Annotated in this window: 19 protein-coding genes and 1 pseudogene; 8 read left to right on the top strand and 12 right to left on the bottom strand. The window is 62.5% G+C overall.

The annotated features are described in order from the left end of the window. Positions 1-103: 103 nt before the first annotated feature. The 5 genes and pseudogenes from F8N82_RS27490 to F8N82_RS02635 all read left to right on the top strand — a co-directional run. Positions 104-1,126, top strand: a pseudogene (locus F8N82_RS27490) (HAMP domain-containing protein); the annotation flags it as partial. Positions 1,127-1,219: 93 nt separating this feature from the next. Next, positions 1,220-1,984, top strand: coding sequence for a methyl-accepting chemotaxis protein (locus F8N82_RS27485; RefSeq protein WP_371128668.1), 765 nt, complete (start codon positions 1,220-1,222; stop codon positions 1,982-1,984). 202 nt (positions 1,985-2,186) lie between these two features. Beyond that, positions 2,187-3,308 carry a glycosyltransferase family 4 protein gene (locus F8N82_RS02645; RefSeq protein WP_038998943.1) on the top strand — a complete coding sequence of 374 codons (1,122 nt, stop codon included), beginning with the start codon at positions 2,187-2,189 and terminating at the stop codon, positions 3,306-3,308. Next, the gene (locus tag F8N82_RS02640) at positions 3,301-4,062 is read left to right on the top strand and encodes a DUF2334 domain-containing protein (protein WP_038998942.1); all 762 of its coding nucleotides are present in this window, start codon (positions 3,301-3,303) and stop codon (positions 4,060-4,062) included. The genes F8N82_RS02645 and F8N82_RS02640 overlap by 8 nt, the downstream gene beginning before the upstream one ends. Continuing rightward, positions 4,059-5,063 carry a lysylphosphatidylglycerol synthase transmembrane domain-containing protein gene (locus F8N82_RS02635; protein WP_038998941.1) on the top strand — a complete coding sequence of 335 codons (1,005 nt, stop codon included), beginning with the start codon at positions 4,059-4,061 and terminating at the stop codon, positions 5,061-5,063. The genes F8N82_RS02640 and F8N82_RS02635 overlap by 4 nt, the downstream gene beginning before the upstream one ends. Here the strand turns inward: F8N82_RS02635 and F8N82_RS02630 are convergent. Together F8N82_RS02630 and purU are read right to left on the bottom strand one after the other, a co-directional pair. Next, positions 5,038-5,211: a hypothetical protein gene (locus F8N82_RS02630; RefSeq protein ID WP_167336597.1), complete on the bottom strand. Its 174-nt coding sequence runs from the start codon at positions 5,209-5,211 to the stop codon at positions 5,038-5,040. The two genes, F8N82_RS02635 and F8N82_RS02630, sit on opposite strands and share 26 nt — an antisense overlap. Before the next feature lie 23 nt (positions 5,212-5,234). After that, on the bottom strand, positions 5,235-6,086 hold the full coding sequence (purU, locus tag F8N82_RS02625; RefSeq protein WP_038998939.1) for a formyltetrahydrofolate deformylase: 852 nt from the start codon (positions 6,084-6,086) through the stop codon (positions 5,235-5,237). A 314-nt stretch (positions 6,087-6,400) separates the two neighbouring features. Between purU and mvaT the strand changes: the two genes are divergently transcribed. Beyond that, on the top strand, positions 6,401-6,778 hold the full coding sequence (gene mvaT, locus F8N82_RS02620) for a histone-like nucleoid-structuring protein MvaT (RefSeq protein WP_010220862.1): 378 nt from the start codon (positions 6,401-6,403) through the stop codon (positions 6,776-6,778). A gap of 75 nt (positions 6,779-6,853) precedes the next feature. On the opposite strand, the gene sbcB is transcribed toward mvaT, so the two are convergent. The 3 genes from sbcB to F8N82_RS02605 all read right to left on the bottom strand — a co-directional run bounded on the left by sbcB (position 6,854) and on the right by F8N82_RS02605 (position 9,218). After that, entirely contained in the window at positions 6,854-8,284 is a 1,431-nt protein-coding gene (sbcB, locus tag F8N82_RS02615; RefSeq protein ID WP_038998938.1) for an exodeoxyribonuclease I, read from the bottom strand. 61 nt (positions 8,285-8,345) lie between these two features. After that, a complete protein-coding gene (locus tag F8N82_RS02610) occupies positions 8,346-8,705 on the bottom strand; it encodes a PilZ domain-containing protein (RefSeq protein WP_038998937.1) in 360 nt (119 codons plus the stop codon). A gap of 126 nt (positions 8,706-8,831) precedes the next feature. Further along, positions 8,832-9,218 (bottom strand): tetratricopeptide repeat protein, encoded by a 387-nt coding sequence (locus F8N82_RS02605; RefSeq protein ID WP_038998935.1) that lies wholly within the window; start codon positions 9,216-9,218, stop codon positions 8,832-8,834. A gap of 229 nt (positions 9,219-9,447) precedes the next feature. On the opposite strand from F8N82_RS02605, the gene pyk reads away from it, so the two are divergent. Further along, positions 9,448-10,899, top strand: a complete 1,452-nt coding sequence (gene pyk / locus F8N82_RS02600; protein ID WP_038998933.1) for a pyruvate kinase — start codon at positions 9,448-9,450, stop codon at positions 10,897-10,899. Between the two features lie 147 nt (positions 10,900-11,046). On the opposite strand, the gene F8N82_RS02595 is transcribed toward pyk, so the two are convergent. Next, positions 11,047-11,985 (bottom strand): iron-sulfur-binding ferredoxin reductase, encoded by a 939-nt coding sequence (locus F8N82_RS02595; protein WP_038998932.1) that lies wholly within the window; start codon positions 11,983-11,985, stop codon positions 11,047-11,049. Further along, positions 11,978-13,090: a GGDEF domain-containing protein gene (locus F8N82_RS02590; RefSeq protein WP_038998931.1), complete on the bottom strand. Its 1,113-nt coding sequence runs from the start codon at positions 13,088-13,090 to the stop codon at positions 11,978-11,980. Before F8N82_RS02590 ends, F8N82_RS02595 begins: the two co-directional genes overlap by 8 nt. A 316-nt stretch (positions 13,091-13,406) precedes the next feature. Here F8N82_RS02590 and F8N82_RS02585 point away from each other — a divergent pair, with 316 nt between their 5' ends. Next, positions 13,407-14,930 carry a fumarate hydratase gene (locus F8N82_RS02585; RefSeq protein WP_038998930.1) on the top strand — a complete coding sequence of 508 codons (1,524 nt, stop codon included), beginning with the start codon at positions 13,407-13,409 and terminating at the stop codon, positions 14,928-14,930. Between the two features lie 142 nt (positions 14,931-15,072). Here F8N82_RS02585 and F8N82_RS02580 read toward each other — a convergent pair whose 3' ends face one another. From F8N82_RS02580 to F8N82_RS02560, 5 genes are all read right to left on the bottom strand, one after another. Continuing rightward, the gene (locus tag F8N82_RS02580) at positions 15,073-15,654 is read right to left on the bottom strand and encodes a DJ-1/PfpI family protein (protein WP_038998929.1); all 582 of its coding nucleotides are present in this window, start codon (positions 15,652-15,654) and stop codon (positions 15,073-15,075) included. Positions 15,655-15,718: 64 nt separating this feature from the next. Continuing rightward, positions 15,719-16,876 (bottom strand): phospholipase D-like domain-containing protein, encoded by a 1,158-nt coding sequence (locus F8N82_RS02575; RefSeq protein ID WP_038998928.1) that lies wholly within the window; start codon positions 16,874-16,876, stop codon positions 15,719-15,721. Position 16,877: 1 nt separating this feature from the next. Continuing rightward, positions 16,878-17,459 carry a YceI family protein gene (locus F8N82_RS02570; RefSeq protein WP_038998927.1) on the bottom strand — a complete coding sequence of 194 codons (582 nt, stop codon included), beginning with the start codon at positions 17,457-17,459 and terminating at the stop codon, positions 16,878-16,880. 45 nt (positions 17,460-17,504) lie between these two features. After that, positions 17,505-17,801 carry a hypothetical protein gene (locus F8N82_RS02565; protein ID WP_038998926.1) on the bottom strand — a complete coding sequence of 99 codons (297 nt, stop codon included), beginning with the start codon at positions 17,799-17,801 and terminating at the stop codon, positions 17,505-17,507. Next, entirely contained in the window at positions 17,798-18,874 is a 1,077-nt protein-coding gene (locus F8N82_RS02560; protein WP_095162300.1) for a serine hydrolase domain-containing protein, read from the bottom strand. Before F8N82_RS02560 ends, F8N82_RS02565 begins: the two co-directional genes overlap by 4 nt. Between the last annotated feature and the right edge of the window lie 41 nt (positions 18,875-18,915).

The following is an 18,915-nucleotide window of genomic DNA, read 5'->3' as shown; positions in this document are numbered from 1 at the left end:
GGAAGACAGGAATATCCCGACAAGGAATTGGGACCTGCACTGCTTTCACGCTGTTCTTTGTGCGAACGACCCGGACAACAAGACCTTAGCGGACCGACACGTTATGAACAAAAGCCTCCGATTCAGCCACAAGATCCTATTAGCCGCCTCGCTGATCGTCATGATCGCCTTTACCCTGTTTACGTTGTACAACGATTTCTTGCAGCGTAATGCCATTCGCGAGGATCTGGATAACTATCTTGAGGAAATGGGCGAAACCACTTCGACCAATATCAAGAACCTGTTTGACGGTCGTATTCTGCTGGTACAAAACGTTGCACAAAACATTGCCGCGTTTCCCGAGGCTGACAAGATCGGCACGCTGCTCGGCCAACAAGCCCTGGTCTCAAGTTTCCTGACCATTTACCTGGGTGACGTCAACGGCGGTTTCACCATTCGCCCACAGACCAAGATGCCGGACGGCTACGACCCGCGCGTTCGTCCCTGGTACAAGGACGGCATGGCGGCCAACGGGCCGATCCTGACCGAACCTTACATTGATGTCAGCACCGGCAAGATGGTTATCTCGGTGGTGGCGACCGCAGCCCGCAATGTCGGCGTGGTCGGTGGCGACCTGGCCCTGGACGGCCTGACCGAAATCATCAACTCGCTGAACTTCGGCGGCATGGGCTATGCCTTCCTGATCAACGATCAGGGCAAGATCCTCGTGCACCCGGACAAGAACCTGGTGATGAAGTCGCTGTCGGACCTGTTCCCGCAAAACACCCCGCGCATCAGCAAGGAACCGAGCGAAGTCCAGCTCGACGGCAAGACCCGGATCCTCAGCTTCGCCCCGGTAAAAGGCCTGCCTTCGGCCAACTGGTACATCGGCCTGTCGGTAGACAAGGACGAGGCCTACTCGATGCTGAGCAAGTTCCGCACCTCGGCGGTAATCGCCACCCTGGTCGCCGTGGTCATCATCATTGCCCTGCTCGGCTTGTTGATCCGCGTACTGATGCAACCGCTGCACACCATGACCCGGGCCATGGAAGACATCGCCGAAGGTGAAGGCGATCTGACCAAGCGCCTGGCTATTCACAACCACGACGAGTTCGGCATCCTCGGCACTGCTTTCAACCGCTTCGTCGAGCGTATCCATGGTTCGATCCGCGAAGTGTCCTCGGCCACCGAGCAGGTCAACGAGGTCGCCCTGCGGGTGGTCAGCGCCTCCAACTCGTCGATGGTCAACTCCGACGAGCAGTCCAACCGCACCAACAGCGTGGCCGCAGCAATCAACCAATTGGGCGCCGCCGCCCAGGAAATCGCCCACAACGCCGCGCAAGCATCGCAACAGGCAAGCTCGGCGCGCCATCTGGCCGAAGAAGGTCAGCAGGTGGTCGATCGCAGCATCCAGGCGATGAACCGTCTGTCGGACCTGATCTGCACGTCCAGCGCCCACATCGAGACGCTTAACAGCAAAACGGTGAACATCGGCCAGATCCTCGAAGTGATCACCAGCATCTCGCAGCAGACCAACCTGCTGGCACTCAACGCCGCCATCGAGGCTGCACGGGCCGGTGAAGCCGGTCGCGGTTTTGCCGTGGTCGCCGATGAAGTGCGCAACCTGGCGCACCGCACCCAGGAGTCGGCGCAACAGGTGCAGAACATGATCGAGGAACTGCAGGTCGGCGCCCGCGAGTCGGTCGACACCATGGGCCAGAGCCAGCGCCACAGCCAGGACAGCGTCGAGATTGCCAACCAGGCCGGCGAGCGCCTGGGCAGCGTGACCCTGCGCATCGGCGAGATCGACGGCATGAACCAGTCGGTGGCCACCGCCACTGAAGAACAGACCGCCGTGGTTGATTCGATCAACATGGACATCAACGAAATCAACATGCTCAACCAGGAAGGCGTCGAGAACCTGCAGTCGACCCTGCGCGCCTGCGCCGACCTGGAGCAACAGGCCAGCCGCCTGAAACAACTGGTGGGCAGCTTCCGTATCTAAACTTGAGCTGCAAGCGGCAAGCTTTAAGCTGCAAGAAGAACCAGAGCCGAGTGCGCTGGTCTTTTTCTTGCAGCTTGTAGCTTGCAGCTAGCCGCTGCCGAACCCCATCGAACAAACTATCCTTCATAGAGGTCAACCTTAGGGCGCGTCATCCATCGCATAGCCATGCGGGACGACACACTCTGGAGACGATCTCGGAGGGATGCTGATCGTGCACATCGCTGACATCACCATGTTCTACGCGCCTGCCAGTGGCGGCGTGCGTACCTATCTTGATGCCAAACACCGCCGCCTGGGCCTTACCCCCGGTGTCCGCCACAGCCTGTTGATCCCCGGCGCCAGCGCCAGCCACGACAACGGCATCTACAAGGTGCCGGCACCCGCCTTGCCATTCGGCAACGGTTATCGCTTCCCCCTGCGCCTGGCCCCTTGGCGAAATGTCCTGCAAGATCTTCAGCCGGATCTGATCGAAGTGGGCGACCCCTACCTGACCGCCTGGGCGGCGCTGGATGCCAGACGCCAGCTGGATGTACCGGTGATCGGCTTCTACCACTCCGACCTGCCGTTACTGGTGAGCAACCGCATGGGCAACTGGTTCACGCCCAACGTCGAAGCCTATGTCAGCAAGCTCTATGGCAACTTCGACCGGGTGCTGGCGCCAAGCCAGGTGATGGCCGACAAGTTGCGCGGCCTGGGCATCGACAATGTCCACGTGCAGCGCCTGGGCGTCGACCTGACGACCTTCAACCCCCTGCACCGCGACCTGTCCTTGCGCCGTGAGCTGGGCATTGCCGATACCACCCGGCTGCTGGTATTTGCCGGGCGTGGCTCGCGGGAGAAAAACCTGCCGGTGCTGCTCGACTGCATGAAGCGCCTGGGCAAGCACTACCATCTGCTGCTGGTCGGTTCGCATATGCCGACCAATGTGCCGGCCAATGTCAGCGTTATCGACCACTTCTGCCCGGCCAGCGAAGTCGCCCGCCTGCTGGCCAGTGCCGATGCGCTGCTGCATGCCGGCGACCAGGAAACCTTCGGCCTGGTGATTCTCGAAGCCATGGCCAGCGCCATTCCGGTGATCGCCGTGGCGGCCGGAGCCTTCACGGAAATCGTCAACGACCAGTGTGGTCGTCTGTGCACGCCCAACGACGGTCAGGCGATGGCCCGTACAGTCAGGGAAGTGTTCGAAGCCGGTGCGCGACAGATGGGCCAACAGGCACGCACGTATGTCGAGCAGCACTACGCCTGGGACACCGTGGTCAACGGCCTGCTGGAACATTACCGGGCGGTGTTGGGCCACCCGATGCCGGTGCGCGTCCATGCCTGAGCCTGCTGATCGACCAAGCCTGCTGCTGGTGCTGCATGACGTTGCGCCGCAAACCTGGCCGGACTACCAGCCCTTCGTCGAAGCGGTCGATGCCCTGGGCGACATCCCCATGACCTGGCTGGTGGTGCCAGACTTTCACAAGCGCAATGCCCTGGAGCAGTCGCCCGGTTTTCGCCTGATGCTCGACCGGCGCCTGCAGCGTGGCGACGAAATGGCCCTGCATGGCTACTTTCACGCTGATGACAGCCCGCCGCCGCGCTCGCTACAGGAGTACCTGATGCGCCGTGTCTACACCTGGGAAGGCGAGTTCTATAGCCTCGACCAGGCCCAGGCGCGCGAACGGCTGGAGGCCGGCATCGCGCTGTTTCGCCGTTATGACTGGCCATTGGCGGGCTTCGTCGCCCCCGCCTGGCTGATGAGCGAAGGCACCCGCCAAGCCCTGCGCCAATTGCCGTTACGCTATACCAGTGATCCGCAGTACCTCTACCGCCTGCCCGACTTCACCCCGATCCCGGCACCTGGCCTGGTCTGGAGCGCCCGAAGCAGCTGGCGCCGCGGCCTGTCGAAAGTGCTCTGTGATGTCCGTGAAACGCGCCTGCGCCAGGCGCCGGTGATACGCCTTGGCCTGCATCCAGTGGACATGCGCCATGACTTTTCCCGCCGCTACTGGCTACAGACCTTGAAACGTCTGCTGCGCCAGGGTCGCGAGCCCATGACCAAATCCGCCTGGCTGACCAGCAGGCACGGCCAGTGAACCGCCTGCTCTGGCTGCTCCTGGCACTGATGGTGGCGGTGCTGGTACCGGCTGTGCTCGGCGGCGGCGAACTGTTGCCGCGTCTGTGGGGTTTTGCTCCGCCGTTGTTGCTGGGCCTGTTCGCCATGATCGTGCTGTGCTGGATCATCAACGCCATTCGCCTGCGACTGCTGCTAGGCAGCCAGGGCGCAGCACTGGGACGCCTGCGCAGCCTGGGGGTGATCATGGCCACCGAGTTCGCCATCTGCACCACCCCCGGAGGCAGCGGCGGCCCGCTGGCGCTGATGGCCTTGCTGGCCCGCGACCGCATCGGGCCTGCGCGCAGCAGCGCGGTGTTTGCCGCCGACCAGCTCAACGACCTGCTGTTCTTTTTCTGCGCCATGCTGGGAATCGCCGGCTACGCGCTGTTTCACAGCCTCAACCGCAGCCTGGAAGGCATGTTGCTCGCCAGCGCGCTGTTGATGTTCTCAGCCTTTGGCGCGTTGCTCGGGTTGGTGCGCTACCGCCGCGCACTGCTGCGCCTCAATGGCCGGCTGCTGCACAGGCTCAGGGTGTCCGGCCCCAGACGTCGGCGCTGGACGCGCAAGCTGCTGCACTTCTTTCGCGCCTTCGGCGAAACCTGGCGCCTGCCCAAACGCACCCTGGCCCTGGTGTTTGCCCTGACCTGCGTGCATTGGGGGCTGCGTTACAGCGTGCTGTACCTGGCACTGCGCGGGCTGGGCGTGGACCTGCAATGGATACCGAGCTTTCTGGTGCAGATGCTTTCGCTCAGCGCCGGTCAGTTCAGCCTGCTGCCGGGAGGCGCAGGCGCTGCCGAAATGACCTCGGCCGCGTTGCTTTCGCCCTTGGTGGGTACATCCACAGCGGCGGCGGCAATCCTGATCTGGCGGGTGGTGACGTACTACTTCTACCTGGTCGCCGGTGGCCCGGTGTTTCTCTGCCTGTTGGGCCGGCCGCTGCTGGAGCGCTTGCGGCTCAGTCAGGCGCGGGCTCGTCGCTAGCCGGTTTGTGCTGCTCCCAGAGCTCGGCGGCACCCGGGAAATCGGTGCCGTCTTCGCTGTCCAGCGCATCCGGGTCGTAGCGGCTCAGGCAGCCCTCGCCGAGGGTCGGCGGGGCTTTGGAGGTGGCTTTGTCGAGGGGATCGGCCATTGCCCAACCTCCTGCACTTAGGCTTAGTTGAACACCACGGTCTTGTTGCCGTGCACCAGCACACGGTCTTCCAGGTGATAGCGCAGGCCACGGGCCAGGACCATCTTCTCGACATCGCGACCGAAACGCACCATGTCTTCGATGCTGTCGCTATGGCTGACGCGAACCACGTCCTGCTCGATGATCGGGCCGGCATCCAGCTCTTCGGTGACGTAGTGGCAGGTCGCGCCGATCAGCTTGACCCCGCGCAGCGAAGCCTGGTGGTACGGCTTGGCACCGACGAACGACGGCAGGAAGCTGTGATGGATGTTGATCACCTGCTGGGCGTACTCCTGGCACAGCTGCGGCGGCAGGATCTGCATGTAGCGCGCCAGCACCACCACGTCGGCACCGTGCTCCTTGACCAGGCGCGATACTTCGGCAAAGGCCGGCTGCTTGTTCTGCGGATCGACCGGTACGTGGAAGAACGGGATGCCGTGCCACTCGACCATGCTGCGCAAGTCGTTATGGTTGGAGATCACGCAGGGAATGTCGCAATCGAGCTCTTTGGCGTGCCAGCGGTGCAGCAGGTCGGCCAGGCAGTGGGATTCACGGCTGGCCATCAGCACGACGCGCTTCTTCTGGTCGGTATCGGTGATACGCCAGACCATTGAGAACTCTTCGGCGATCGGTGCAAAGGCCTCACGGAATTGCTCAATGCCGAACGGCAGGGTCTCAGCGCGGATTTCGTGGCGCATGAAGAACCAACCGCTCTGCTCATCGGAGTGATGGTTGGCTTCGTTGATCCAGCCGTTGTAGGACGCCAGGAAATTACTGACTTTGGCGACGATGCCAACGCGGTCGGGGCAGGCAATCACCAGCCGGTAGGTGCGCATGAAATGGACTCCAGAAACTTTCGCAAAGGCGCACATTCTAGCGAGTGCCCGGCAAAACTGCAGTACTCATTGCTTGCGTCCCGCCGACTGACCCGGTGCCGCCGCAGCCGCCAGGTACCGGCGCTGCACAGGGCATCAATTTAAGTTAACTTTTGAAGAATCGTCTTAGTTTGTAAATTTTTCTTAACCTACTCTATCGCCGCGATAAAGAACTCATTGAGCTAATTGCCTGCTTTAATGTTTACTTGGCGAGGACGTCTGATTACTATTGCCGCACTGTCTGTCTAAAAACCTTCATCTCCAAGGAACGCCTCATGTCCCTGATCAACGAATATCGCGCCACCGAAGAAGCCATCAAAGAACTGCAAGCGCGTTTGCAGAACCTGTCGCAAGACGACAAGCTGAAAACCGAGCTGGAGTTCGAAGGCAAACTGCGCGCACTGATGGGCGAATATTCGAAGTCCCTGCGTGACATCATTGCGCTGCTGGATCCAGAAGCCAAACTGAGCAAAGCCCCACGCGGCGCGGTAAAAACTACCGGCACCAAGCGTGCACGCAAGGTCAAGCAATACAAGAACCCGCACAACGGCGAAGTCATCGAAACCAAAGGCGGCAACCACAAAACCCTGAAAGAATGGAAAGCCAAATGGGGTGGCGATGTGGTTGAAGGCTGGGCAACCCTGCTGGGTTAATTAGCCCGCTGGTAACCTTGTGTTACTCGCTTAAAAACGCCAGCCACGCTGGCGTTTTTTATTTTCAACGATTGCTTACATTCCCAACTGCAACTTCAATGTCTGCACATGGCTACGCCATTGGCCGAGCAATGCCTGTTGACCGGCATCGGCTTGCACCCAGCAGTCCTGCAGGGCCCGCTCGAAATCACCAAGGGTATTAGGCGCGCCCATCAGCGGATCGCTCAGGCGTTGCTGGACGAAGGATTGCCAGCGCTGGCGCTCCTCGGCATTCAGGGTTTCGATGAAATTACGTGCGCGATAGCGGAACAACAGTTCCGGTAAACGTTCATCATCGAACATCCACTGGCCCTGCCCCAATTGCTGTGGATCGACATTGCGCACTTGCTCGCACAACCGACGATCGCGGTCGCCAAGAAAACCATCGTACAACTGCTGTTCCGGGTCTTCGCTGGGGGCAAACTCCTCAGCGCTGTAGATCACCGGCAGTTTGTCTTGCCATTGTCCGGCGGCACCAATCAGGCGGGCGGCACGCGCCTGATAAACAGACATATCCAGTTCCAGACGCTGCTGATCTTCGCTGCGCAATACACTCAACGGCGCGACCACCGGGCATCGATTGATATGGATTAGTTTCAGCGGCACCGGCAATTGTCCGTCAGGCATTTCCTCGCGACGGGTGTATAAACGCTGACGCAGAGAATCCGCATCCTCATCTATCAAGGGTTGAGCATCCAGATGCAGGTCACAGACAATCAGGGCATTGCGATTACGCGGATGCCAGGCCAGCGGTAATACCACCCCCAGATAATTGCGGGCCGCAGAGAAGCGTCCGGAAATATGCACCAGCGGTTGTAATAATCGAACCTGGTCGAGGACTTTCTGCTTGCTGCGCAGTTGAAACAGCCAGTCATAGAGCTTGGGCTGTTTCTGTCGGATCAATCGCGCAAGTGCAATTGTCGCACGCACATCTGACAACGCTTCGTGTGCCTGACCATGGTCGATGCCGTTGGCGGCGGTGAGCAACTCCAGACGCAAACTGGTACGCCCATCCTGTTGCGGCCATTCAATCCCGTCCGGACGCAGGGCATAGGCGGTGCGCACGATGTCGATCAAATCCCAGCGGCTGTTGCCGCCCTGCCACTCGCGAGCGTACGGGTCAAAGAAGTTGCGATACAGGCTGTATCGGGTGACTTCATCGTCGAAACGCAGGCTGTTATAACCGGCGCCGCAGGTGCCAGGACGTGCCAGTTCGGCATGCACCCGGGTCATGAACTCGGCTTCGCTCAGGCCCTGGCTGGCCAGTTGCTGCGGGGTGATGCCAGTGACCAGGCAGGCCTTGGGATGCGGCAGGATGTCGTCGCTGGGTTGGCAATAAAAGTTGATCGGCGCCTCGATCTCGTTGAGGTCAAGGTCGGTGCGCACACCGGCGACCTGCAAGGGCCGGTCGTTGCGCGGGTTGATGCCGGTGGTTTCGTAGTCGTGCCAGAAAATGCTGGAGCTCACGGGGTCGTCCTGAACAGAAGATCGACCAGAGTCTAGGGCCAGGAGCCCTTCACGGCCAGCGTCAAGCCGAGGCGTTCAACGGATGGAAGCTGAAATAGTTGCGCAGGGCACGCACCAGTTGCTCGTAGTCGCGTGGCGCCTGCAACAGCATGAAGCCAGAGTCATAATGCCCGGGCGTCTGGTCTTCATGGCTCCACAGGCAACTGGCGGTGAGATTGATCGGGTGCACAGTGCCGTCGCGACCAGGGACTTTGAGTTGCAGCTCGAAATCCGGGCCGACCAGCATCGGCAGCTGACTGATCAGCATCAGGCCGTCTTCAGACACGTTGCCCAGATAGCCGATGGGCTGGTCGGTGAAACGGTTGAAGACTCTGAGAAAGTAAGGGAGCTGGTGTCGCTCGATGCGGCGCTCGTCAAACATGGTCGGGATCGCTGTCGAAGACCCTTTTAGCAGGGCCGCGCTAGGGCTGCTGTTTTTCATTCATCTCAGCAACAAGATTAGCGCACCCTGACCCATGCGTCACAATCAGACCTGCTGACTTTAGTATTAACGCCAAGGCGTGGTCGTGGCCGGGCGGGCGATCGCTGCCTCGCCGGTACGGTAGTGGCCCAGTTGTTCGAGGGTCTGCAGGCGCGCGCGGGCGCGGAAAGCGTATTCGCTCTGCGGGTAGCGCTGGATGATGAACTGGTAGGTCTGCGCCGCATCGACGAACAGCTTCTGTCGTTCCAGGCACTGGCCGCGCAGCAGCGACACTTCCGGCTGGATGAACGGTCGGGCACGGCTGGTGCGGTCGACCTGGGACAGCTCCAGCATCACCTTCTCGCAGTTGCCCCGGTCATAGGCGCGGTAGGCATTGTTCAAATGATGGTCCATCGACCAGCGGGTGCAGCCGACGACGCTGGTGGCCAGGGCTAAAACGATCAAGGCTCGCATGGGGGATCTCCTGTGTTGAGCAGTGTATCGGCTTTGTGCGGAAAATCTGTAGACGTTGCTGGCTGTACTGGCCTCATCGCGGGGCAAGCCCACTCCCACAAGGGCTGCGCTCGGGCCCTGCCGCCGTTCAAATGCCACCCCCGCTAACCGGCAGGTAGTGCAAAGGAACAATGACTACAGCGATTTTCCGGAGTAGCCTTTCGCTGCGCTTCACTATAGGAGTCTGTGCATGACCATCCGCCGTACCAAAATCGTCGCCACCCTTGGCCCCGCCAGCAACTCACCGGAAGTGATCGAGCAACTGATCCTTGCCGGCCTGGATGTCGCTCGCCTGAACTTCTCCCACGGCACGCCTGACGAGCACAAGGCTCGCGCGCGCCTGATCCGTGATATCGCTGCCCGCCTGGGCCGCCACGTGGCGCTGCTCGGTGACCTGCAAGGGCCGAAGATCCGCATCGCCAAGTTCAGCAACAAGCGTATCGAACTCAAGGTCGGTGACCGCTTTACCTTCTCTACCGCCCACCCGCTGACCGAAGGCACCCAGGATATCGTCGGCATCGACTATCCGGACCTGGTCAAGGACTGCGGCGTCGGTGACGAACTGCTGCTCGACGACGGCCGTGTGGTCATGCGCGTAACCAGCGCCACTGCCGACGCCCTGCACTGCGAAGTACTGATCGGCGGCCCGCTGTCCGATCACAAAGGCATCAACCGTCGCGGCGGCGGCCTGACCGCTCCGGCCCTGACCGAAAAAGACAAGGCCGACATCAAGCTGGCAGCCGAAATGGACCTGGACTACCTGGCCGTTTCCTTCCCGCGCGATGCCTCCGACATGGAATACGCCCGTCGCCTGCGCGACGAAGCCGGCGGCAGCGCCTGGCTGGTGGCCAAGATCGAGCGCGCCGAAGCAGTTGCCGATGACGAGACCCTCGACGGTCTGATCGCCGCCAGTGACGCGGTCATGGTTGCCCGTGGCGACCTGGGCGTGGAAATCGGCGATGCCGAGCTGATCGCGATCCAGAAGAAGATCATCCAGCACGCCCGCCGCAACAACAAGGCGGTGATCGTTGCGACCCAGATGATGGAGTCGATGATCCAGAACCCGATGCCGACCCGTGCCGAAGTGTCGGACGTGGCCAACGCCGTGCTGGACAACACCGACGCAGTGATGCTGTCGGCCGAAAGTGCCGCCGGCGCCTACCCGATCGAAGCGGTACAGGCCATGGCGCGCATCTGCCTGGGTGCGGAAAAACATCCGACCAGCCAGAAGTCCAGCCACCGTCTGCACACCCGCTTCGAGCGCTGCGACGAAAGCATCGCCCTGGCGGCCATGTACACCGCCAACCACTTCCCCGGCGTCAAGGCGATCATCGCCCTCACCGAAAGTGGCTACACCCCGTTGATCATGTCGCGCCTGCGCTCTTCGGTGCCGATCTACGCGTTCTCGCCGCACCGCGCCACCCTGGCCCGCGCCGCGATGTTCCGTGGCGTGTACCCGGTGGCCTTCGACCCGGCAGCCCTGCCGGCCGAGAAAGTCAGCCAGGCAGCAGTCGACGAGCTGCTGCAACGCGGCGCGGTCGAGTCCGGTGACTGGGCGATCCTGACCAAAGGCGACAGCTACCACACCATCGGTGGCACCAACGGCATGAAGATCCTGCACGTCGGCGATTCGCTGGTCTGATGCTCAGGCCTTGCTGAATAAAGCCCCGCAGCTTGTGCTGCGGGGCTTTTTTTTGGTTCTTCACGGAATCCCGGGGGCTATGATTCTTGGGTTGGGTTGCGGGCTTATCCATTCGGTGTGGCGCCGCGGCTGGCCCCCCAACCCAATTCAAGCGTGACCGATAAAAACATCGGCAAGCAACTGGTTGCGCGGCAGGCCGGCAAGGAACATGCGCCGGGAAAACTGCTCGACACTGGCCGCCGAGCCGCAGGCCAGGGCCACGGTCTGGCGTGACTGCAGGCACAGCGCTGCCAGGGCCTGGGGCAACTGGGCCGGGGTCAGCAGCTCGACCTGCAGTTGCGGATGTCGGCTGGCAAGTGTCGTCAGTGCCTGCGCCAGGTAATGTTCCTGCTCGTCGTGAGCCAGATGCAGCAGGCGAATCGGCCCGTGGTGCTCCTGGCGCAAGGCTTCGCGCAGAATCCCCCACAGCGGCGCCAGGCCGGTGCCGGCGGCCAACAGCCACAACGGGCGCTCCTGCCAATCCGGGTCGTAATGCAGGGCGCCGCCGCGCAACTCGCCCAAGCGCAGGGTTGCACCAATACTCAGTTGCCGCGCAGCCGTGCAGAACGCCCCGGGTTGCCGGCAATCGAGATGAAACTCAAGAAAGCCCTCCTCTCCCGGCAAGCTGGCCAGCGAATAAGGCCGGGCGACCCCGCTCGGGCTCCACAACACCAGGTGCTGGCCGGCCTGATAGCGCAACTGTCTGTGTGGCTCTAGACGCAGGCGCAGCACCGTCGGGCTCAGCCAGTCGAAGCCGCTGACCTGGGCCGGCAAGCCATCCTCAAGCGGGTCGAACAAGGCCACCTGCAAGTCTTCGTCGACGCTGCACTGGCACGACAGGCGCCAGCCTTGCTGGCGCTTGTCCGCCGTCAGGGCATCGGGCCGGGCATCCCCCGGCCGGCCTTGCAGGCAGCGCACCAGGCAGGCGTGGCAGCTGCCGGCACGGCAACTGTAGGGCACCGCCAGCCCGGCATCATTCAAGGCGTCGAGCAGGTTGCTGCCCGGCGCCACCGTCCATTGCCGCGCACCGACCCGCAACTCAGGCATCGACAACCTCCCAGGCGGCCAGGCAGCGATTGCGCCCGCTGCGCTTGGCCCGATACAAGGCCTGGTCGGCGCGCTGCAAAGCGTCATCGAGGTCGTCGCCGGCGCCCAGCAGGGTCAACCCGGCCGACAGGCTCAACGGCTCGACACGCAAGCCGACCGCCGGCGGCTGAGCCAGGGCAAAGGCCTTGCGCAGCCGCTCGCAACAGCTGGTCAGTTGCGCTTGGGTACAATCGGGCAGCAACAACACGAACTCCTCGCCACCGTAACGGGCCAACACCGCCGTGTCCTCCAGGCAGTCCCTGGCGACCGCGGCAAAGGCCTGCAGTACCTGGTCACCGGCGGCATGGCCATAGACATCATTGATGCGTTTGAAATGGTCCAGATCGATCAACGCCAAGCCATGGCAACTCTGTGCGCGCATGCGCTCCAGCTCGCGGCTGGCCAGGGTCAAAAAGTGCCGACGGTTGAACAGGCCGGTCAGCTCGTCGGTGGCTACCAGGTCTTCAAGCTGACGCATCATGCCGCGCAAGATGTCCTGGTGGGCCTGCAGGGCGTAGCGCCGCTGGCGCATGCGCTGACGAGCGGCCTGCACATAACGGGCATACAGGCATAACCAGCCCAGCACCACCAGCAAGGCACAGGCCTGCAATGCCAGCAGCGACCCGGCGAAATGCGGCGCCTGCCAGGCCTCCCAGGCGATCACGCCGAAGAAACTGCACAACACCAGCAGCGCGCAGCGCACAAACACCCGCCCGCTCAGGTGAAACAGGCCGAACATCAGGATCAACGGATAAAACATCAGAAAGGTGCCGCGGCCCTGGTCGAGCTGGGCCAGCAGCCAGGTCTGCCAGGCGATCGCCAGCAACACCTGGAATTCGGTCAGGCTCGGGTCGCTAAAACGCAGGTTGCGACCGCTGGCAAATACCCAGCCGAGCAATAGCTGGCACAGCAGCAACAAGCCGCTGCCCAACAGCAAAACGTTGCTGGAGGCTTGCAGATGACCGCTCAAAAGCGCGACCCAGACCAGCGCCAACACCAACAGATAGGTGCCAGCCGCCAGGAGAAAGCGTTTGAGGAGAAGCTTCTGCAGGGCTGTTTCGGTCACTGGTGGCTCACCGTGCTCTGGCCAGGGCAGAGGAATAAGGCATGGCCAACCGCCACTTTAGGGTGTGTGAAGAATAATTGCCATATTTGCACAAATCGCTCCCGACTGGCGCTCAGGCAAGAACAGTGCCCGGCCACTGCCGACCTTGGTGGGGACCTTTGGTACGTGTACCGGCGGCGGATGCGCGCTATACTGCCGCGCCTTTTTTGCGCCGACAGCCTTGCGTTGGCGCCTGTTGAAGGTCGTTTCGACACCTCGGCCAGTCCGCGTCGGAATACCTTAATGAATGTTCCCGTCTTTAAGAGGAGCGCGCTGCATGACCGTGATCAAGCAAGACGACCTGATTCAGAGCGTTGCCGACGCCCTGCAGTTCATTTCGTACTACCACCCCGTTGATTTCATCCAGGCCATGCATGAGGCCTATCTGCGTGAAGAGTCGCCGGCTGCGCGCGATTCCATCGCCCAGATCCTGATCAACTCGCGCATGTGCGCCACTGGCCACCGGCCGATCTGCCAGGACACCGGTATCGTCACCGTGTTCGTGCGCGTCGGTATGGACGTGCGCTGGGACGGCGCGACCATGAGCCTGGACGACATGATCAACGAAGGCGTGCGCCGCGCCTACAACCTGCCGGAAAACGTCCTGCGCGCCTCGATCCTGGCCGACCCGGCCGGCGCGCGTAAAAACACCAAGGACAACACCCCTGCGGTCATCCACTACTCCATCGTCCCGGGTAACACCGTGGAAGTGGACGTGGCGGCCAAGGGCGGCGGTTCCGAGAACAAGTCGAAAATGGCCATGCTCAACCCGTCCGACTCGATCGTCGACTGGGTGCTCAAGACCGTTCCGACCATGGGTGCTGGCTGGTGCCCACCGGGCATGCTCGGCATCGGCATTGGCGGTACCGCCGAAAAAGCCGCGGTGATGGCCAAGGAAGTGTTGATGGAGTCCATCGACATCCACGAGCTCAAGGCCCGTGGCCCGCAGAACCGCATCGAAGAGATCCGCCTGGAGCTGTTCGACAAGGTCAACCAGCTGGGCATCGGCGCCCAGGGCCTGGGCGGCCTGACCACCGTGCTCGACGTCAAGATCATGGATTACCCAACCCACGCCGCCTCGTTGCCGGTGTGCATGATCCCCAACTGCGCCGCCACCCGTCACGCCCACTTCGTGCTCGACGGTTCCGGCCCTGCCGACCTGGAAGCGCCATCGCTGGACGCCTACCCGGAAATCGTCTGGGAAGCTGGCCCGTCGGCCCGCCGTGTCAACCTCGACACCCTGACCCCGGAAGACGTGCAGAGCTGGAAGCCGGGCGAGACCATCCTGCTCAACGGCAAGATGCTCACCGGTCGCGATGCTGCGCACAAGCGCATGGTCGAGATGCTCAACAAGGGCGAACAACTGCCGGTCGACCTCAAGGGTCGTTTCATCTACTACGTTGGCCCGGTTGATCCGGTCGGTGACGAAGTGGTTGGCCCGGCCGGCCCGACCACCGCAACGCGGATGGACAAGTTCACCCGTCAGATCCTCGAGCAGACCGGCCTGTTGGGCATGATCGGCAAATCCGAGCGCGGCCCGACCGCCATCGAAGCGATCAAGGACAACAAGGCCGTGTACCTGATGGCCGTCGGCGGCGCTGCCTACCTGGTGGCCCAGGCGATCAAGAAATCCAAGGTCCTGGCCTTTGCCGAACTGGGCATGGAAGCGATCTACGAGTTCGAGGTCAAGGACATGCCGGTCACCGTCGCGGTCGACAGCAACGGCGAGTCAGTACACATCACAGGGCCCGCGATCTGGCAGCACAAGATCGCTCAAAGCCTGGCGGTGGAAGTGAAGTAAGCCCCAGGGCTTGCGGATAGAAAAAAGCGGCAGGTGGAGTATTCCCCTGCCGCTTTTTTTATTGCCTGTCAGGACCTCATCGCGGGTCAAGCCCGTACACAGTGGGAGCGGGCTTGACCCGCGATGAGGCCAGCACCTTTGTTCACAGGATAATGCGCGTCCCCAGTAGTTGCAGGAAGCCCGCCAGCCATGCCGGGTGCGCCGGCCAGGCTGGCGCCGAGGCCAGGTTGCCCTGCACGTGGGCCTGGTCGACGGCGATTTCGACATACTGCCCGCCAGCCAGGCGCACTTCCGGGGCGCAGGCCGGGTAAGCGCTGCACTCGCGCCCTTCGAGCACGCCAGCCGCCGCCAGCAGTTGCGCGCCATGGCACACCGCCGCAATTGGCTTGCCGGCCTGATCGATCGCCTTGACCAGCGCCAGCACCTGCTCGTTCAATCGCAGATACTCCGGTGCCCGGCCCCCCGGGATCAGCAGCGCGTCGTAGTCGTCCGCCTGAACCTTGGCAAAATCGAAGTTCAGGACAAAGTTGTGCCCAGGCTTTTCGCTGTAGGTCTGATCCCCTTCGAAATCGTGAATCGCCGTGCGCACCGTCTGCCCGGCGCTCTTGCCCGGACACACCGCGTGCACGGTATGGCCAACCATCTGCAGGGCCTGGAACGGCACCATCACTTCGTAATCTTCGACGTAGTCGCCAACCAACATCAGAATCTTCTTCGCAGCCATGTCATCAACTCCTTCAGGTGCAGTGAAAAGTAAAGACACCATAGACCGCCAACAGGCGACCGGCTCAATCACGCCGGTCGAGCATGTTGACCACCAGGCGGTCGAGCCAACCCCACAAGCGTTGCTGCACGCGCTTCCACAACGGCCGTGCATGCCAGTGGGCCAGGTCGATAGCCAGGCTCTGTGCAAAGTCGCGCTCGAAGCTCGCCGTCACATCGGCGGTCAGTGGCGGGTCGATCGCTTCGACGTTGGCTTCGAGGTTGAAGCGCAGGTTCCAGTGGTCGAAGTTGCACGAGCCGATGCTCACCCAGTCATCCACCAGCACCATCTTCAGGTGCAGGAAACACGGCTGGTATTCGAAGATTTTCACCCCGGCACGCAACAGCCGCGGGTAATAGCGATGGCCGGCATAACGCACCGACGGGTGATCGGTACGCGGCCCGGTCAGCAGCAAACGCACATCAACCCCTCGGGACGCGGCGCGGCGCAGGGAGCGACGGACCTTCCAGGTCGGCAGGAAATACGGCGTGGCCAGCCAGATGCGCCGCTGGCCGCTGTTCAGGGCGCGCACCAGCGACTGCAGGATATCCCGGTGCTGGCGGGCGTCAGCGTAGGCCACCCGGCCCATACCGGCGCCACTGAGCGGGATCCGCGGCAATCGCGGCAGGCCGAAATGGGTCGGTGGCCGCCAGGCCGTGCGGCGCAGGTTAGCCCGCCACTGGCGGTCGAACAGCATCTGCCAGTCGGCCACCAGCGGGCCTTGCATCTGCACCATCACTTCGTGCCATTCGCTGACGTCTTCGTTGGGCGTCCAGAACTGGTCGGTAACGCCGGTGCCGCCCACCACTGCCCAGTGCTGGTCGACCAGCAGCAGCTTGCGGTGATCGCGATACAGATTGCGAAAGCCCCGACGCCAGCGCAGGCGGTTGTACCAGCGCAATTCCACACCCGCAGCCAGCAGGCGCTGGCGCAAGCTCAAGGTGAAGGCCAGCGAGCCGTAGTCATCGAACAGGCAGCGCACCTGCACCCCGCGCTCGGCGGCCTGTACCAGAGCGCGGACCATGGTTTCGGCACAAGCCCCCGCCTCGACCAGGTACAACTCCAGGTCCACCTGGTGCTCGGCGCGCACGATTGCGGTGAGCATGCGCGGAAAAAACTGCGGACCGTCGATCAATAGCTCGAACTGATTGCCATCGCGCCAGGGAAAGACCGGTCCGGCCATATCAGCGCGCCGTAAAGATCAGTACCGCAGCCACCGGCACCGACGGACTGATGGACTTGAGCCCGGCCAGCTTGCGCAGGGTGGCAAGGCCGGGAAGCAGATCGAAATCATCGACGCGCAGCATCAACGGCTCCAGGGTTACCACCTGAAAGCGCCGGTCATCCAGGCGCGTGGCCAGCAACAGGGCACTGTAGCTGTGCTGCTTGCCATGCAGGCTGACGGTCAGCGGCAGGCGCAGCTCCACCTGGGCACCGTTGGCCAGGTCATTGATCGGGCGCAGGTCGATCTGCGCGGTGACCGTGGCTTCGGGGAATTTAGCGAACTCGAACAGCTCCTTGCGCATGCGCTCGTCACGCAGCGGTACCCCACTGCTGTTGGAGTCCATCTCGATCTGCAGCTCGGCGGCGCCCTTGCGATCGACCTTGCCATGCAGGACGAGGAAGCGATGCACTTCGGCGGTGTCGCCATTCTTGCTGGAGACGAACGACAGGCGCGACGATTCGCCGTCCAGGTGCCAGTTGGCCTGGGCAGGGAGACTTAGAACGACCAGCAGGGCAAGCAGAAGACGCGGCAGACTGAACATGTGAAATCCTGTAACACAATGGTCGTCAACCTTACCCGGCTGCCTTCACGGCAGCAAGCGACAGCCCACACGCGGGCCCAGCCACTGCGCACGATTCTCTACCCCGAGCCCCACAGCGCTGATCAGACGCTGCTGCGCATCCTCGTCCAGGCGGCTCAACGGCAGGTACTGCTGCACGTAGCCCCGGCAATACTGCGAATCAAAGCCCATGACATACCGGCAAGAACAGTACTCCTTGGCCGAGTAGGCGCTGAGAATACCGGGGAAATCCGCCAACGCCTGGCGTTCGTACCACGCCCAGCCGCCTGCCAGCAGCAACAGCACCAGCAACACGCGCTTCATGGCTGCACCTCGTTGACCGCGGCCAGTACCCGCTTGAGCAGCTCGTTGTGGGTGAAACTGGCGTCGCGGTCATCGGCATAGCGCACGATCAGCAGTTTGCGCGCCGGCAGCACATACAGCGCCTGGCCCCAGTGCCCAAGGGCTGCATAGGTATCCGGCGGCGCATCCGGCCAGGGTGGCGGGCTGCCGGGCAACGGCTGGTTGAGCCACCAGTGCCCACCCGGGTTGGCTTCACCGGGTTGCGCGGTGGCCTTCAAGAACGGCTGGCGATTGAAAGCAACCCAGTCGCTGGATAGCAATTGCCGCGAGCGCCAGCGCCCTTCGCGCAGCATCAGCAAGCCGATACGGGCCAGATCGCGGGCGCTCATATACAGGTAGGAGGAACCCACCAGGGTGTTGTTACCGTCCCGCTCCCACACTGCGCTGCTGATGCCCAGCGGGTCGAACAAGGCCTGCCAGGGATAGTCGGCATACCCTGCATTGCCGAGCATGCCGCGCAAGGCCGCTGCCAGCACGTTGCTGTCTCCGCTGGAGTAGCGAAAGCGTTGCCCGGGGCTGGCCGCTTCGGGCCTGGCCGCCGTGTAGCCGGCCATATCGCCGCGCCCGCGGGTGTAGAGCATGGCCACCACCGAGGACTTGAGCGGCGCATATTCGTAGTCTTCCTGCCAGTTCAGGCCGCTGGCCCAGTGCAGCAGGTCTTCGATGCGCACCAGGGGATGGCCACCCATCGGCGGATAGAAGCGCGCGAGCGGATCCTGCAGATCAAAGCGGCCCTCGGCATGGGCGACGCCCAGCAGGGTCGCCAGCACGCTCTTGCTGATCGACCAGGTCAGGTGTGCGGTGTCAGCTGTACTGGGCGCGGCATAGTGCTCATAGACAATGCGCCCGTCGGCGATCACCAGCAGTGCGTCGGTGCGCACGCCCTGGCGCTGCTGATCATCGCGTGGGGCGAAGGCATAGCTTTCGACTGCCTGCCAGGTGCCAGGATTGGCAGCGTGCGCCACCGTCCAGTCAGGTACCGGCCATTGCTCCTCGGCCGACACTGCCTTGCTGAAAACCAACACAGCCAGCATCCACCACGCCACTTTGCTCATGCCACTTACTCGAGGCCAGG

The sequence above is a fragment of the Pseudomonas fluorescens genome, assembly GCF_902497775.2.
Classification (GTDB): domain Bacteria; phylum Pseudomonadota; class Gammaproteobacteria; order Pseudomonadales; family Pseudomonadaceae; genus Aquipseudomonas; species Aquipseudomonas putida_F.
Note: the sequence above shows the minus strand (reverse complement) of the source record. Positions and strands in the feature narration are given on the sequence as shown.

Excerpts from the sequence above, each read along its gene's own strand:
- F8N82_RS27485 (WP_371128668.1), top strand. The coding sequence starts at position 1,220 with ATGGTCAACTCCGACGAGCAGTCCAACCGCACCAACAGCGTGGCCGCA.
- F8N82_RS02645 (WP_038998943.1), top strand. The coding sequence starts at position 2,187 with ATGCTGATCGTGCACATCGCTGACATCACCATGTTCTACGCGCCTGCC.
- F8N82_RS02640 (WP_038998942.1), top strand. The coding sequence starts at position 3,301 with ATGCCTGAGCCTGCTGATCGACCAAGCCTGCTGCTGGTGCTGCATGAC.
- F8N82_RS02630 (WP_167336597.1), bottom strand. The coding sequence starts at position 5,211 with ATGGCCGATCCCCTCGACAAAGCCACCTCCAAAGCCCCGCCGACCCTC.
- purU (WP_038998939.1), bottom strand. The coding sequence starts at position 6,086 with ATGCGCACCTACCGGCTGGTGATTGCCTGCCCCGACCGCGTTGGCATC.
- mvaT (WP_010220862.1), top strand. The coding sequence starts at position 6,401 with ATGTCCCTGATCAACGAATATCGCGCCACCGAAGAAGCCATCAAAGAA.
- F8N82_RS02610 (WP_038998937.1), bottom strand. The coding sequence starts at position 8,705 with ATGTTTGACGAGCGCCGCATCGAGCGACACCAGCTCCCTTACTTTCTC.
- F8N82_RS02605 (WP_038998935.1), bottom strand. The coding sequence starts at position 9,218 with ATGCGAGCCTTGATCGTTTTAGCCCTGGCCACCAGCGTCGTCGGCTGC.
- pyk (WP_038998933.1), top strand. The coding sequence starts at position 9,448 with ATGACCATCCGCCGTACCAAAATCGTCGCCACCCTTGGCCCCGCCAGC.
- F8N82_RS02595 (WP_038998932.1), bottom strand. The coding sequence starts at position 11,985 with ATGCCTGAGTTGCGGGTCGGTGCGCGGCAATGGACGGTGGCGCCGGGC.
- F8N82_RS02585 (WP_038998930.1), top strand. The coding sequence starts at position 13,407 with ATGACCGTGATCAAGCAAGACGACCTGATTCAGAGCGTTGCCGACGCC.
- F8N82_RS02580 (WP_038998929.1), bottom strand. The coding sequence starts at position 15,654 with ATGGCTGCGAAGAAGATTCTGATGTTGGTTGGCGACTACGTCGAAGAT.
- F8N82_RS02575 (WP_038998928.1), bottom strand. The coding sequence starts at position 16,876 with ATGGCCGGACCGGTCTTTCCCTGGCGCGATGGCAATCAGTTCGAGCTA.
- F8N82_RS02570 (WP_038998927.1), bottom strand. The coding sequence starts at position 17,459 with ATGTTCAGTCTGCCGCGTCTTCTGCTTGCCCTGCTGGTCGTTCTAAGT.
- F8N82_RS02565 (WP_038998926.1), bottom strand. The coding sequence starts at position 17,801 with ATGAAGCGCGTGTTGCTGGTGCTGTTGCTGCTGGCAGGCGGCTGGGCG.
- F8N82_RS02560 (WP_095162300.1), bottom strand. The coding sequence starts at position 18,874 with ATGCTGGCTGTGTTGGTTTTCAGCAAGGCAGTGTCGGCCGAGGAGCAA.